Source organism: Rhizobium sp. 01L419 (assembly GCF_056400025.1).
The window spans coordinates 166,753-180,071 of record NZ_JBFTSM010000003.1 but is presented as its reverse complement, the minus strand read 5'-3'; the positions used below and the strand labels follow the sequence as shown (position 1 = coordinate 180,071).

The 13,319-nt window shown below is 60.9% G+C and carries 12 protein-coding genes; 4 read left to right on the top strand and 8 right to left on the bottom strand.

Annotated elements, in window-relative coordinates; genetic code table 11:
• Positions 1-35: 35 nt before the first annotated feature.
• From AC1DUP_RS07845 to AC1DUP_RS07835, 3 genes are all read left to right on the top strand, one after another.
• A complete protein-coding gene (locus AC1DUP_RS07845; protein ID WP_113307029.1) occupies positions 36-689 on the top strand; it encodes a TetR/AcrR family transcriptional regulator in 654 nt (217 codons plus the stop codon).
• Between the two features lie 75 nt (positions 690-764).
• Entirely contained in the window at positions 765-1,460 is a 696-nt protein-coding gene (locus AC1DUP_RS07840) for an orotate phosphoribosyltransferase (protein WP_113307028.1), read from the top strand.
• A 62-nt stretch (positions 1,461-1,522) separates the two neighbouring features.
• On the top strand, positions 1,523-2,449 hold the full coding sequence (locus AC1DUP_RS07835) for a carbohydrate kinase family protein (RefSeq protein WP_113307027.1): 927 nt from the start codon (positions 1,523-1,525) through the stop codon (positions 2,447-2,449).
• A 3-nt stretch (positions 2,450-2,452) separates the two neighbouring features.
• On the opposite strand, the gene AC1DUP_RS07830 is transcribed toward AC1DUP_RS07835, so the two are convergent.
• The 3 genes from AC1DUP_RS07830 to AC1DUP_RS07820 form a co-directional block, all read right to left on the bottom strand.
• Positions 2,453-3,256, bottom strand: a complete 804-nt coding sequence (locus tag AC1DUP_RS07830) for an alpha/beta fold hydrolase (protein ID WP_113307026.1) — start codon at positions 3,254-3,256, stop codon at positions 2,453-2,455.
• A gap of 119 nt (positions 3,257-3,375) precedes the next feature.
• A complete protein-coding gene (gene pgi / locus AC1DUP_RS07825; RefSeq protein WP_113307025.1) occupies positions 3,376-5,001 on the bottom strand; it encodes a glucose-6-phosphate isomerase in 1,626 nt (541 codons plus the stop codon).
• 140 nt (positions 5,002-5,141) lie between these two features.
• Positions 5,142-6,842 (bottom strand): long-chain fatty acid--CoA ligase, encoded by a 1,701-nt coding sequence (locus tag AC1DUP_RS07820; protein WP_113307024.1) that lies wholly within the window; start codon positions 6,840-6,842, stop codon positions 5,142-5,144.
• Between the two features lie 250 nt (positions 6,843-7,092).
• Here AC1DUP_RS07820 and AC1DUP_RS07815 point away from each other — a divergent pair, with 250 nt between their 5' ends.
• Positions 7,093-7,485, top strand: a complete 393-nt coding sequence (locus AC1DUP_RS07815) for a PRC-barrel domain-containing protein (RefSeq protein WP_113298421.1) — start codon at positions 7,093-7,095, stop codon at positions 7,483-7,485.
• A 50-nt stretch (positions 7,486-7,535) separates the two neighbouring features.
• On the opposite strand, the gene AC1DUP_RS07810 is transcribed toward AC1DUP_RS07815, so the two are convergent.
• Genes AC1DUP_RS07810 through AC1DUP_RS07790 form a run of 5 tightly spaced genes read right to left on the bottom strand, consistent with a single transcriptional unit; the run spans position 7,536 to position 13,298 of the window.
• Positions 7,536-9,986 carry a glycoside hydrolase family 2 protein gene (locus tag AC1DUP_RS07810; protein ID WP_477832356.1) on the bottom strand — a complete coding sequence of 817 codons (2,451 nt, stop codon included), beginning with the start codon at positions 9,984-9,986 and terminating at the stop codon, positions 7,536-7,538.
• Between the two features lie 15 nt (positions 9,987-10,001).
• Positions 10,002-10,397, bottom strand: coding sequence for a VOC family protein (locus tag AC1DUP_RS07805; RefSeq protein ID WP_477832355.1), 396 nt, complete (start codon positions 10,395-10,397; stop codon positions 10,002-10,004).
• Between the two features lie 47 nt (positions 10,398-10,444).
• Complete coding sequence (locus AC1DUP_RS07800) at positions 10,445-11,194, bottom strand: ABC transporter permease (RefSeq protein ID WP_477832354.1); 750 nt, start codon at positions 11,192-11,194, stop codon at positions 10,445-10,447.
• The gene (locus AC1DUP_RS07795; RefSeq protein ID WP_477832353.1) at positions 11,191-12,135 is read right to left on the bottom strand and encodes an ABC transporter ATP-binding protein; all 945 of its coding nucleotides are present in this window, start codon (positions 12,133-12,135) and stop codon (positions 11,191-11,193) included. Before AC1DUP_RS07795 ends, AC1DUP_RS07800 begins: the two co-directional genes overlap by 4 nt.
• Positions 12,132-13,298 carry an ABC transporter permease gene (locus tag AC1DUP_RS07790; protein WP_477832352.1) on the bottom strand — a complete coding sequence of 389 codons (1,167 nt, stop codon included), beginning with the start codon at positions 13,296-13,298 and terminating at the stop codon, positions 12,132-12,134. Before AC1DUP_RS07790 ends, AC1DUP_RS07795 begins: the two co-directional genes overlap by 4 nt.
• Positions 13,299-13,319 lie beyond the last annotated feature (21 nt).

Genomic DNA, 13,319 nt, shown 5'->3' with positions numbered 1-13,319 from the left:
TTATTTTCTTTGTCAACAGTCGAAGGAAGTGGAAGATGGCAGAAGAAGTGATCGCACGGCGCAGGCGCCAGCAGGAGTCGACCGGTCAGCCACGCCGCATCCCGAGCCAGCAGCGTGGCCGCGAGCGCTTCGAAAAAATCCTGACAGTCGCCTCCGAGCTCATCGAAAAGAAAGGCAGTGATGCTCTGAAGATGAGCGAGATCGTTGAAAAAGCTGAGCTTTCCTTCGGCGCCCTCTATCAGTATTTCCCGGACAAGACCTCGATCATCCGCACGCTAGCCGAGCGCTTCAACGAGCAGGGCCGACAATGCGTAGCCGACGAACTGGCCAAGGTGACGGACGCCGACAATCTGCGGACGGCTCTCTGCGTCATCGCCGATGAATATTATGCCTTCTTTCGCCGCGAGCCTGTGATGCGCGATATCTGGCACGCGACCCACACGGATAAGCTCCTCCAGGAAGTCGATGCCGAAGATATGGAATTCCACGCGCAGGCCCTGCTTTCAGTGCTAAAACAGCTATGGCCGGAGCGGACCGAGACGGAGCTTCTGGCCATCGCCCGGCTGACGATGCAGCTTCTTGCGGCCGCGGTCCGTTATGCCGTTTCGCTGGATGAGAAAGAGGGCGCGCAGGCGATCGCGCTCTTCAAGAAGATGCAGGTTGCGGATATCGGCCGCCTGCTCGGCTGACGGCCCTCTTCCATCTGGAAACCGGCCGCTCTTGCTGCTATTGCCGCTGGAACGTCAGCCGAAGGAGTAAGCCGCATGATCCAGACCACATTTCCCGACCGCGCCGTCATGGCAGAGCTGCTGGCAAAGATGCTCTGGGAGATCAAGGCGGTGCACTTCAGCCCCGAGACGCCCTACAAATATGCCTCCGGCATCATGAGCCCCGTTTATATCGACTGCCGCAAGCTTCTCTCCTTCCCGCGCGTCCGCTCCACGGTGATGGATTTTGCCGCCAGCACCCTCCTGCGCGATGCCGGTTTTGAGCAGTTCGATTGCATCGCCGGCGGCGAGACCGCAGGCATTCCCTTCGCAGCCCTGCTTGCCGATCGCCTCGGCCTGCCGATGATCTATGTCCGCAAAAAGCCGAAGGGCCATGGCCGCAATGCGCAGATCGAAGGCGACATGAAGGACGGCGCCCGCGTCCTCGTTATCGAGGATCTGACGACCGCGGGCGGCAGCATGTTCACCTTCATCGATGCCATCAGATCCGCCGGCGGTATCGTCGATCACGGCATCGCGCTCTTCTTCTACGGAATCTTCCCCGAGGCACATCAGCGCTTTGCCAATGGCAAGGTTCAGCTCCATTATATCGCCACATGGCGGGAGGTTCTGGCAATCGCCAGGCAGCAGAAGCTTTTCGATGACAAGACGCTGCACGAAGTCGAGGCCTTCCTCGATGCGCCGCTCGCCTGGTCGGCGAGGAATGGTGGCGTGAGTGAGCTTTCGCTCTAGCCTTTTGACAAAAGCTCGCTTAATCGATTGAAGAACGCGCAAGTCCTGTTGGGAGGAATTCGATGATTTTGTGCTGCGGCGAAGCCCTGATCGACATGCTGCCGAGGGACACGACCCTTGGCGAAAGGGGCTTTGCGCCCTATGCCGGCGGCGCGATCTTCAATACCGCGATTGCGCTCGGGCGCCTCGGCATACCCACGGCCTTCTTCACCGGCATTGCCGATGACATGATGGGCGAGATCCTGCTGGATACGCTGAAGGCAAGCAATGTCGATTACAGCCCTTGCGCCATCACCCCGCGCCCTTCGACCATCGCCTTCGTCAAGCTCGTCAACGGCCAGGCGACTTATGCCTTCTACGACGAGGGCACGGCTGGCCGCATGATCACGTCAGATGACCTGCCCGATCTCGGCGATGACTGCGAAGCCCTGCATTTCGGCGCGATCAGCCTCATCCCGAGCCCCTGCGGCGAAACCTATGAGGCGCTTCTCGACCGCGAAGCCGCTACGCGCGTCATCTCTCTCGACCCGAACATCCGCCCCGGTTTCATCAAGGATAAGCCGGCGCATATGGCCCGCATCAAGCGCATGGCCGCCAAGTCCGACATCGTCAAATTCTCCGACGAGGATCTCGAATGGTTCGGCCTGGAAGGCGACCATGATGCGCTTGCCGCCCACTGGCTGAACCACGGCGCCAAGCTCGTCGTCATCACCAAGGGCGCCGAAGGTGCCACCGGCTACACCAACGCGCGTAAGGTCACCGTACCGAGCGAGCGTGTGACTGTCGTCGACACGGTCGGCGCCGGCGACACTTTCGATGCCGGCATTCTCGCCTCGCTGAAGAAGGACAACCTGCTGACCAAGGCGCAGGTCGCCAATCTTGATGAGCAGGCCCTGCGCAACGCCCTGGCTCTTGGCGCCAAGGCGGCCGCGGTGACCGTCTCCCGCGCCGGCGCCAATCCGCCCTGGGCGAAAGAGATCGGCCTCTGAGCCTTAAGCGATCCGGTCGAGAAAAGCACGGACCTCGCGATTGAAGAGGTCCGGCTGCTGCAGCGGGGCGAAATGGCTGACACCGGGCAGCAGCACGAATTCCGCATCCGGGATCGTCCTTGCCAGATAGTCGGCATGCTCGGGCTTGATGAATTCGTCATGCTCACCGAGCACGATGGAGACCGGCACCTTGATGCCTGTCAGCTGCTCGGCCGAATAATTCGGCTCCGTCGCCATCATTTTCGAGACGTCGCCGACGAAAGCTTCGAACTGGTCAGGTGTCGCCGATAGGGCCTGATAATCCTTCCTGTGACGGCTGAAGCAACGGTCGATGACCGGCGTCGCCTTGAATTCCTTAGTGCCGGTGGAGTCCATGTTGCAGGCGAAGAAAAATACGCCGCAGACCCGGTCCGGCTGCTGGTCGGCCAGGATCAAGGACGTACAGGCGCCATCGCTCCAGCCGATGAAGGCCGCTTCTTCGATTCCGGTATGATCCATGACCGCAAGCACGTCCGAAGCCATCAGGTGATAGGTGTAGGGACGCTCGTCACGCGTGCTGCGGCCATGACCGCGGCTGTCGATCACCACGACCCGATGGCCGGCATCGACAAGCGCAGGAACCTGATAGCCCCAATTGCCGCTATTGCCGAGCCCGCCATGCAGAAGGATGACAGCGGGACCGGCGCCGTAACTCGCATACCAGACGCGGGCACCTTTGTTATCAACGAAGCCCTGCTCGTTCGAGGCCGGCAATGGCTGTGCCCCCTCGGCCTCGAATTTCACCAGCTCGTTATCCGTTGCAGTCATCAGCTCCTCCTCTGTCATTCTCTCTATAGACGACGAGATGCCCTGCAATTCGACAGGGTCAAACAAAAAAAGCCCACCCGTGTGACGGATGGGCTTCGATAGCAGCGAGATCGCCAGGATTACTTGGCGAGCTTTGCCAGCGCAGCGACAAGACCCTGCGTCGAGGAGTCGTGACCGGCAGCGCTTTCCTTGCCTTCGACGACGGGCAGCAGGCCGGTCGCCAGCTCCTTGCCGAGCTCGACGCCCCACTGGTCGAAGGAGTTGATGCGGAAGAGCACGCCTTCGACGAAAACGCGGTGCTCGTAGAGCGCGATCAGGCGGCCGAGCGCGTAGGGCGTCAGCTTGTCATAGACGAAGGTGATCGACGGGCGGTTGCCGTTGAAGACGCGGTGGGGCGCGATGAAATCGGCCTGCTTGTCTTCCATGCCCTTGTCGGTCAGCTGCTTCTTGGCCTCATCGAAGGTGCGGCCCTTCATGAGGGCTTCCGACTGGGCGAGAACGTTCGACATCAGCAGCTGGTGCTGATGGCGCAGCTCAGGCTCGAAGCCGTTGGCGGCGATCATGAATTCGGCCGGGATGATGCTCGTGCCCTGGTGGATGAGCTGGTAGAAGGCGTGTTGGCCATTGGTGCCGGGCTCGCCCCAGACGACCGGGCCGGAATTGCCTTCGACCGGCGTGCCGTCGATGGTGACGCCCTTGCCGTTCGATTCCATGTCGAGCTGCTGCAGATAGGCAGGGAAGCGGGACAGGCGCTGGTCATAGGGCAAGATGGCGCGTGTCGGGTAGCCCAGAACATTCCGGTGGTAGAAGCCGATGAGGCCGAGCAGGACAGGCAGGTTCTCGGCAATCGGCGCCTTGCGGAAATGATTGTCGATGGCATGTGCGCCATCGAGGAACTTGCCGAAATTTTCGGGGCCGACAGCGATCATCAGCGGCAGGCCGATTGCCGACCAGATCGAATACCGACCGCCGACCCAGTCCCAGAAACCGAAGACGCGTTCGCTTTCGATGCCGAAGGCGGAAACCTTCTCAAGCGCCGTCGAAACGGCGGCGAAGTGATGCTGAACGGCCGCCTCGCCGAGCGCGCCGGCGATGAACTTACGCGCCGTCTGCGCATTGGTCATCGTTTCGACGGTCGTGAAGGTCTTGGAGGCGACGATGAAGAGCGTCGTTTCCGGCTCAACCAGCTTCAGGATGTCGGCAATATGGGCGCCGTCGATGTTGGAGACGAAATGGGCGCGGGGGCCATCATGGAACGGTGCAAGCGCCAGCGTCGCCATGACAGGGCCGAGATCCGAACCGCCGATGCCGATATTGATGACATCGGTGATCTTCTTGCCGGTCGCACCCTTCAGCGCACCCGAGCGGACACCATCGGCAAACTTGCCCATGGCGGCGAGCACGGCGTTGACGTCAGGCATGACATCCTTGCCGTCCACCAGAACGGGTGTGTTGGAGCGGTTGCGCAGCGCCGTATGCAGCACGGCGCGATTTTCGGTAAAATTGATCGCCTTGCCGGAGAACATCTCATCGCGCTTCTCTGCAACACCGCCTTCTTCGGCGAGCTTCACCAGAAGCTTCAGGATCTCGTCGTTGACGGCCGTCTTGGAAAAATCCATCAGCAGGTCGTCAAGCGATGCGGAAAAGCGCGAGAAGCGCTGCGGATCATCAGCGAATGCGGCGCGCAGATCGGTGGCCTTGGTGGCTGCTGCGGTGCTCTTCAGTTGTTCGACGATGGCAGTCATGGGAGACTCCTTTGGAGGCGGAGAGGGTTGCGGAAACTATTCTCTTTCCGGCAGTCAAATCAAGTTCAGCCATCTGACGAAATATGAAAAAAGCCACCCGCGACAAGCGGATGGCCCTCAATTTCATGAGACCGTCAAATTCAGCCGCGCAGGTCCTTGCGCAGGATCTTGCCGACCGGGCTCTTCGGCAGCTCGGTGCGGAATTCGATGAAGCGCGGCCGCTTGTAATTGGTGAGATTGGCCGCGCAATGGGCCTTCACATCGGCTTCGGTGAGACCTGGGTCCTTGCGAACGATGAAGAGCTTCACCGCCTCGCCGGAATGCCCGTCCGGCACGCCGATCGCTGCCGCCTCCAGGATGCCGGGATGCATGGCGGCCACTTCCTCGATCTCGTTCGGATAGACGTTGAAGCCGGAGACGAGGATCATGTCCTTCTTGCGGTCGACGATCTTGGTGTAGCCGCGCTCGTCCATGAAGCCCATGTCGCCGCTGCGGAAATAGCCATCCGGCGTCATCACCCGCGCCGTCTCGTCGGGCTTGTTCCAGTAACCGGCCATGACCTGCGGGCCGCGGATGCAGATCTCGCCGATCTCGCCAAGCGGCAGCGAATTGCCGTCCTCGTCGCGGATGTCGAGTTCCGTCGAGGGAATGGGAAGGCCGATCGAGCCCGTGAATTCGGGGGAATCGAAACGGTTGGCGGTCGCCACCGGCGATGTCTCGGAGAGACCGTAACCTTCGGTAATATGCGAGCCCGTCACCTTCAGCCAGCGTTCCGCTACCGGCCGCTGCACGGCCATGCCGCCGCCGAGCGACATGACGAGCGAGGAGAAATCGAGCTTGGCGAAGTCGGCATTGTTGAGCAGCGCGTTGAACAGCGTATTCAGGCCGGGGAAAATGTGGATATCGGACTTCTGGAATTCCTGCACCAACCCCGGAATGTCGCGCGGATTGGCGATCAGCACATTACGGGCGCCGAGCGACATGCCCATCAGCGAATTCACCGTCAGCGCGAAGATATGGTAGAGCGGCAGCGCGCAGAGGAAGTTCAGGACTTCAGGCTGCTTCTTCTTGTCGAAGGCGGATTTCAGCCAGAGCTGCAGCTGCATCTTGTTGGCAAGCAGGTTCTGATGCGTCAGCACTGCCCCCTTGGCAATGCCGGTCGTCCCGCCCGTATATTGCAGGAAGGCGATGTCGCTGCCGGTGAGCGCAACAGGCGCGAGCGTCTTGCCCGCACCTTCGGACAGCACCTGCCGGAAGCTCTTATGCTGCGGAATGGACCAGGACGGGACCAGCTTCTTCACCCGGCGGACGATGAAGTTGACGATATGTCCCTTGGGGCCGAGCATTTCGCCGAGCGAGCTGACGACGACATGGCGCAGGTCGGTCTTGTTGATGACCTGTTCGACGGTGCGCGCGAAGTTTTCCAGAACGAAGATCGCCTTGGCACCGGAATCGTTGAGCTGGTGCTCGAGTTCGCGCGGCGTATAGAGCGGGTTGACGTTTACGACGACGAGACCGGCGCGCAGGATGCCATAGACCGCGACGGGGTTCTGCAGCACGTTCGGCATCATCACGGCGACCCGATCGCCCTTCTGCAGGCCGGCGCCCTGCAGCCAGGCGGCCACCTTGCGGGTCTGGCTTTCGAGCTCGCGATAACTCATCGACCTGCCCATGCTGGAAAAGGCTTTCCGGTCGGCAAAACGCGCGCAGCTCTTTTCCAGAAGATCCGGCAGCGATGTAAATTCCAGTGGGGGAATCTGGGCCGGAATGATGTCCGGATAGGTGGCAAGCCATGGTTTTTCCGATTTCGCACCACCAGGGTGGACGGAAATACTGTTCATTGTCTCTCTCTCCCATTCGGCTGCCAAAACCGGATGACACCGGTCGATCGGAAGATCCTCCATCCTCCGTCACGGCAGCTTATGCCATTGCTTGAGCGGTTCAAGCGGATTGAGGCTACAATAACCTTGACGTAAACGTCAATATCGCGAAGGCGGCATATGAACATGAGGCGATGGGGAACTTTGAAGCATAGGTCACGTTTTATTGGGGTGGATAAACCCACGACGAAACGATCAAAGGAGGTGCACAATGCTCAATCAGGATACTGACGCCACCCGCCGTGACCCGAATGTGAAGGATACGCCGACGTTGATCGCCAGCGACCGCGTTGAAGGCACCCGCGTCTATGGCGCCGATGGCAAGCACATCGGTTCCATCGAGCGCCTCATCCTCGGGAAGCAGGATGGCCGCGTGGCTTACGCGGTCCTGAGTTTCGGTGGCTTCCTCGGCATCGGCCACGAGCACTATCCGCTGCCATGGGCGAAGCTGAGCTACGACACCCAGTTGGACGGTTACCGCATTGATCTCACCAAGGAACAGATCGAAGGCGCGCCGAGCTACGCGGATGACGACGACACCTGGTACAACGATAATGGCCGCCGCGTTTACGATTATTATGGCGTGCCGCCCTACTGGATGTAACGTCGTCTGCGAGGACGAGCCGGATGGAGGCCCCGCGAGAGCGGGGCCTTTCAGTTTTTGCTCACGAGATCATTGGCGCAGCGCAGTATCGGTCCGACCGCGATGTCCTCGATCGACAGATGTTTCTCGGTCATGACGCGGAAGACATGGCTTTCACCGGGCATCAGCGTCACCAGCATCGAATCCACTACAGCCGCGGGATCGAGCCGATCCGCCATCAGGCAGAGATCCTTCAGAAAGCTCCGCGCAGTCACTGCGACATCCCAGCCATCGGCCGATCTCGTCAGGGATATGGCGAGTTCCGGTGAAGGAAGTTTCAGGTCGATATCCTCGACGAAATAATGGAAGGCGCGTTTATCCAGCATCTGGACGACGATGACTTCCTCATCCGCCGAACCTGATGTTGCGATATCCTCCGGCAGGGGAAATTCCTTCGCCTCGAAACGATCGCAGAGCAGCCGCCAGAATTCGAATTCCGCCAGCACCGTCCCATCAAGCCGCATCCGCTTGCCACTGATCTTCGAGCGCCAGAACAGCGTCTGCTCGTTGACAGCAATAGCCGAAAGGCCGCCGTCGCGCGGCTGGATCGTTAGCAGGCGTGGATGAAAAGCCTGCTGCATCGCATACCAGAGCGGCTTGCGCCGCCCGGCGGAATCGAGCGCTGCCCAGGAGGTGACCGGCCAGCAGTCATTGAACTGCCAGACGACAGCGCCCTTGCAGATGTCACGATGCGAACGCATGTGCTCGACCGCGAAGCGGATGGCGCGTGCCTGATTGAGCTGCGTTGCAAAATGCCAGTCGTCCATGCCCTGCGGCACAGGCAGATGCCCGGCAAGACCCTTGATCAGCTTGTCATTGCCCTGCGTCGCCTTCTGATGGTGGAAAACGCCGTGCGATTCCGGCGTCAGCGGTTCGTCATGCACACTTTCCTGAAGCGTCGCCCAGGCCGGCGGCGCCTGCCAGCCGAACTCGGAGCAGAAGCGCGGAATATAGTTGCGATAGACCTCGTAGCCGACGTCGTTCCAGACATCCCAGATATGCTTGCAGCCATGCGCGTCGTCATTCGGCTCGATCTCCATGGAACCGGAATAGGGGCTGCCCGGATAATAGGGCCGGTCAGGATCGAGTTCGGCACAAAGCGCCGGCAGCACATCGAGATAGTAGCCGAGGCCCCAGCTGACGCCGTCCTTGATGATCGGCCGCCAGCCCCATTCGTCGAAACCCCAGATATTCTCGTTGTTACCGTTCCAGATGATCAGAGATGCATGCGGCATCAGCCGCACGACATTGTCCCGCACCTCGGCGATCACCTCGCTGCGCAGCGGCTCTTCCTCTGGATAGGAGGCGCAGGCAAAGAGGAAATCCTGCCAGACGAGCATGCCGGCCCGGTCGCAGGTCTCGTAGAATTCGTCCCGCTCGAAGATACCGCCGCCCCACACACGCAGCAGGTTGATATTGGCAGCCTTCGCCTCGTCGATGCGCGCTGCATAGCGCTCGGCCGTCACGCGCGAGGGAAAACAGTCATCCGGTATCCAATTGGCGCCGCAGGCAAAGATCGGCACCTCGTTGATAACGAAGGTGAAGGCCGAACCGTGTTCATCCGGGGATGTGTCGAGGCGCAGCGACCGGAAGCCGATCTGCTTCGAATAGCGATCGAGGATGTTCCCGCTCTCGTCCTGCAGCCGGATCTCCAGCGGATAAAGCGGCTGCGCACCGAGATGATGCGGCCACCAGAGCTGCGGCGAGGGGACGCGAACCTCGAAGGAAACTTCCTCCGCATCCGCTTCGACCGCGATCGTTTGCGTCACGCCGCCGATCTCGGCAACGAGCGCAGCGGGCGTCGTCTCGCCATGTTTCGCCAGCTGCGCATGCACCTTGACCAGACCATCGCCGCCCGCAAGCGTCGCCGAAACCCTTGTAGCGGCAAGCCGCACCCGATCCCAGCTCTCCAGCCGGACCGGCTTCCAGAGCCCTGCGGTCACCAGCGTCGGACCCCAGTCCCAGCCGAAATTGCAGGCCATCTTCCGCATCAGGTTGCCCGGCCCCGGATAATTGTTTGGGCGGTAGCCGTAGTGCTGCTCCATCTCGACGCCATAGGCATAGGCGGAGTGGAAGGTGACGCTGAGTTCGTTATCGCCCTTCCGCAGCAGTGACGAAACATCGAAACGGTAGGTGCGGTGCATGTTGAAGGTGCGGCCGATCTCCTCGCCGTTCAGGCGGATCGTCGCGATCGTGTCCATGCCCTCGAAGACGAGCTCCTGTATCCTGCCGTCATCGGGCGCGGCCTCGAAGCTTAGCCGATAGATCCAATCCGTCTTGCCGATCCAGTCGTTGGTGATCTCGTTGATATCGAGGTAGGGATCGGGGATCAGTCTGGCGGCGAGAAGATCCAGGTGCACGCAGCCGGGCACGGTTGCAGGTATGGACGCCGGCAGATTAGCTCTTCCTGTATCGTTACAGGAAAGCGTCCAGCCGTTATCGAAGTCTCTCTTCTCGATCATGTCAGCTCTTATGTCCTATTGAAAACGGCCGTGGCGCTGCATCACTTCGATCTTGTAGCCGTCAGGATCGGTGATGAAGAAGAACAGCCCGAACAGCTTGCCGTCGCGGTTGAGTTCCACGAGCTTGCCGGGATTGAGGCCGAGATCCGTCAGCCGCTTGTGCTCGACCTGCACTTCCTGGACGGAAATGGCGAGATGGCCGTAGCCGTCGCCGAGATTGTAGGGCTCGATGCGGCCCTTGTTGACCGTCAGTTCCAGCTCGAAGCCGGTCTCATCATTGCTCATGTAGATCAGCGTGAAAGTTTCGAAATCGACGCGGTCGGCGACCTCAAGCCCGAAGACCTTGCTATAGAAATCGACCGAGCGCGTCTCGTCCAGAACGCGGATCATGGAATGGATCATCTTGGCCAAGGCGGTCTCCCATCGCTCACTCTACCGCTGCCTTGGTAGCCGTCCTCTCAAGCCGGACGCAAGCCCATTCTGCGCGTGATCGCGCCTTCGAGCATTCCGACGACATCATAGATCAGCACCGCCATCAGCCCGACGATCAACCCGCCCTGCAGGATGAAGGCGGTATTGTCGGAGATCAGGCCGGCGATGATGACCTCGCCGAGGCCCTTTGCCGCGACCGTCGAGCCGATCGTCGCCGTGCCGATATTGATGACCGTCGCGACCTTCAGCCCTTCGAGGATCAGCGGCAATGCGAGCGGCAGTTCGACCTGGAAGAGACGCTGCATCCCGCTCATGCCCATGCCGTCGGCGGCGTCCAGCACCTGCGGCGACACCTGCTTCAGGCCTGCGACGGTATTTTCGAAGATCGGCAGCAGGCCATAGAGAAAGAGCGCAATCAGCGTCGGCGCAGCACCGAAACCGGTGGCGGGTACGGCAAGCGCCAGGACCGCGACGGGCGGAAATGTCTGGCCGGCATTGGCAATGGCGCGCGACAGCGGCAGGAAATCTGCGCCGCTCGGCCGCGTGACGAAGATGCCGCCGAGTACGGCCAGTACCGCGCTGCCGATGATGGAGATGAGAACGAGTTCCAGATGGCCGAGCGCCAGCGAAGCGAGGCTATTCTGTATATAGACCGGTGGAGCATTGTTGTTGGTGAGCGGCACCAGCATGAAGGAGAGCCACTCGGTCCTGAAGATCAGGATGAGAAGCAGCACCAATGCCAGCGCGCGAAAGAGATTGGCGATAATAAATTTCATGCCTTGCGGCCCAGTTCGATGAGCCGGTTCATCGAAATCGAACCCACCGCCGCCTTGTTCGCGTCCTGCACGGCAGCTTCGTCCACGCCCTGCCAGATCATTTCGGCCAGCGCATCGCGCAGATTGAGCGACTGTGCCAGCGAATAGGGCAGGCCGGACTTGGCGGGCTCCATGCTGTCCTTCAGCGGCGTGAGCGACATCAGCTTCAGTGCCCGGTCGGAAGTGCCGGTCAATTGCTGCACGAAGGGATCGGCCGGCTCCGTCAGGATCTTTTCCGGCGTCGAGCATTGCAGCAGCTTGCCCTCGCTCATGACGGCAATCTGATTGCCGAGATGGAAGGCCTCGTCCATGTCATGCGTGACGAGAACAACCGTCGTGCCGAACTGTTTCTGGATCGCCAGCAGATCGTCCTGCGCCTTGCCGCGGATGACGGGATCGAGCGCGCCGAAGGGCTCGTCCATCAACAGAAGTTCCGGCTCGGCCGCCAGTGCGCGGGCAACGCCGACACGTTGCTGCTGGCCGCCCGACAGTTGATGCGGATATTTCTCCGCGAATGTCGCCGGGTCGAGATTGAAGAGGCCGAGCAGTTCCGTCACTCGGCTGTCGGTGCGGGCTGCGTCCCAGCCGAGAAGCCGCGGCACAGTGGCAATGTTCTGAGCCACTGTCCGGTGCGGAAAAAGACCGTGGCCCTGGATGGCATAGCCGATCTTGCGGCGAAGCTCGGTCGCCGGCACATCCATGATGTTTTGTCCGTCGACGAAGATCTGTCCCTCGGTGATCGGCACCAGCCGGTTGATCATCCGCATCAGCGTCGATTTGCCGGAGCCCGATGTGCCGACGATGACAGTGATAGAGCCCTTCTCGACGCTCATGGAGACATTGTCGACGACGGTTGCCAAGCCGTAGCGCTTGGTGACGTTCCTGATCTCGATCGTGCTCATGTGGCTGGCCCCTGGATGCTTTCGATGACCGCGTCGAGGATGACGGCCGAGGAGAAGGCGAAGAAAACGGTCGGCACGGCGCCGAGCAGGACGAGGTCCATGGCCGTCTGGCCAAGCCCCTGGAAGATGAAGATGCCGAAGCCGCCGCCGCCGATCAGCGCGGCGATCGTCACCATGCCGATCGCCTGAACGAGCACAATGCGGATGCCGGTGAGGATGACCGGGAAGGCAAGCGGCAGGTCGATGCCGGTCAAGATCTGCCGGCGCGTCAGCCCCATGCCGGCGGCGGCATCACGCACCGAGGGATCGACGCCTTCGAGACCGACAACCGTATTGGCGACGATCGGCAGCAGCGAATAGAGCACGAGCGCAATCAGCGCCGGTGCCGTGCCGATGCCGCGAATGCCGATATCGGCCGCAAGCGGCACGTTTGCGGCAAGGTAACCGAGCGGCAGCATCAGGAGGCCGAAAAGTGCCAGGCTCGGGATGGTCTGAATGAGGCTCAGTATCCGCAGCACGATCGCACGCAGTCTGGGCACCCAGAAACAGAGGATGCCGAGCGGCAGCCCGAGAATGATGGCGATTGCGAGCGAACCGAGCGCCAGGAGCAGGTGAGAGACGGCTTCGGTCCAGAACTGGTCGGCCCGGGTCGAAAATTCCCGGAGGATCGACAGGCTGTCGAGCAGGCCGGACGAGAGGCAGATCGCCAGCAAAGCGGTGTAGGCGACGAGTGACGCAACACGCATCCAGGGTGTCAGTTTTATCTTCACCAGCGCGTCGGAGATGACGAGGCCGATGATGCCGAGCAGCACCCAGAAGCTGCCGCCGGGCGTCATGCGTGCCACCGTGCTGCCCGATGGTGTTGAGGCCGTGGCCACGAGGCCGATTGCAACAATCAGTGCGGCAAGGCAGAGCGTGCCAAGTCCCAGGCGAATGAAAGCGTTGCGCAGGAAAAGCGTTGCCAAGGCGGTGGCAATCAGCAGGACCAGCAGGATGATGACGGAGGGCTGCGAAAGAAGCTGTGTCAGCAGCATCGGCTTGCCGGCGGCGATACGGTTCGCCTTCACATAGATGAAAGGCAGAAGGGCCGTCGCCACAATGCCGCCTGCTACCAGTACCACGCCGAGCCGGTCCAGCTTGCGGACCGCTAAGGTTTCTTCCATCGATCCTACCCTGTCCGGAAA

Excerpts from the sequence above, each read along its gene's own strand:
- AC1DUP_RS07845 (WP_113307029.1), top strand. The coding sequence starts at position 36 with ATGGCAGAAGAAGTGATCGCACGGCGCAGGCGCCAGCAGGAGTCGACC.
- AC1DUP_RS07840 (WP_113307028.1), top strand. The coding sequence starts at position 765 with ATGATCCAGACCACATTTCCCGACCGCGCCGTCATGGCAGAGCTGCTG.
- AC1DUP_RS07835 (WP_113307027.1), top strand. The coding sequence starts at position 1,523 with ATGATTTTGTGCTGCGGCGAAGCCCTGATCGACATGCTGCCGAGGGAC.
- AC1DUP_RS07830 (WP_113307026.1), bottom strand. The coding sequence starts at position 3,256 with ATGACTGCAACGGATAACGAGCTGGTGAAATTCGAGGCCGAGGGGGCA.
- pgi (WP_113307025.1), bottom strand. The coding sequence starts at position 5,001 with ATGACTGCCATCGTCGAACAACTGAAGAGCACCGCAGCAGCCACCAAG.
- AC1DUP_RS07820 (WP_113307024.1), bottom strand. The coding sequence starts at position 6,842 with ATGAACAGTATTTCCGTCCACCCTGGTGGTGCGAAATCGGAAAAACCA.
- AC1DUP_RS07815 (WP_113298421.1), top strand. The coding sequence starts at position 7,093 with ATGCTCAATCAGGATACTGACGCCACCCGCCGTGACCCGAATGTGAAG.
- AC1DUP_RS07810 (WP_477832356.1), bottom strand. The coding sequence starts at position 9,986 with ATGATCGAGAAGAGAGACTTCGATAACGGCTGGACGCTTTCCTGTAAC.
- AC1DUP_RS07800 (WP_477832354.1), bottom strand. The coding sequence starts at position 11,194 with ATGAAATTTATTATCGCCAATCTCTTTCGCGCGCTGGCATTGGTGCTG.
- AC1DUP_RS07795 (WP_477832353.1), bottom strand. The coding sequence starts at position 12,135 with ATGAGCACGATCGAGATCAGGAACGTCACCAAGCGCTACGGCTTGGCA.
- AC1DUP_RS07790 (WP_477832352.1), bottom strand. The coding sequence starts at position 13,298 with ATGGAAGAAACCTTAGCGGTCCGCAAGCTGGACCGGCTCGGCGTGGTA.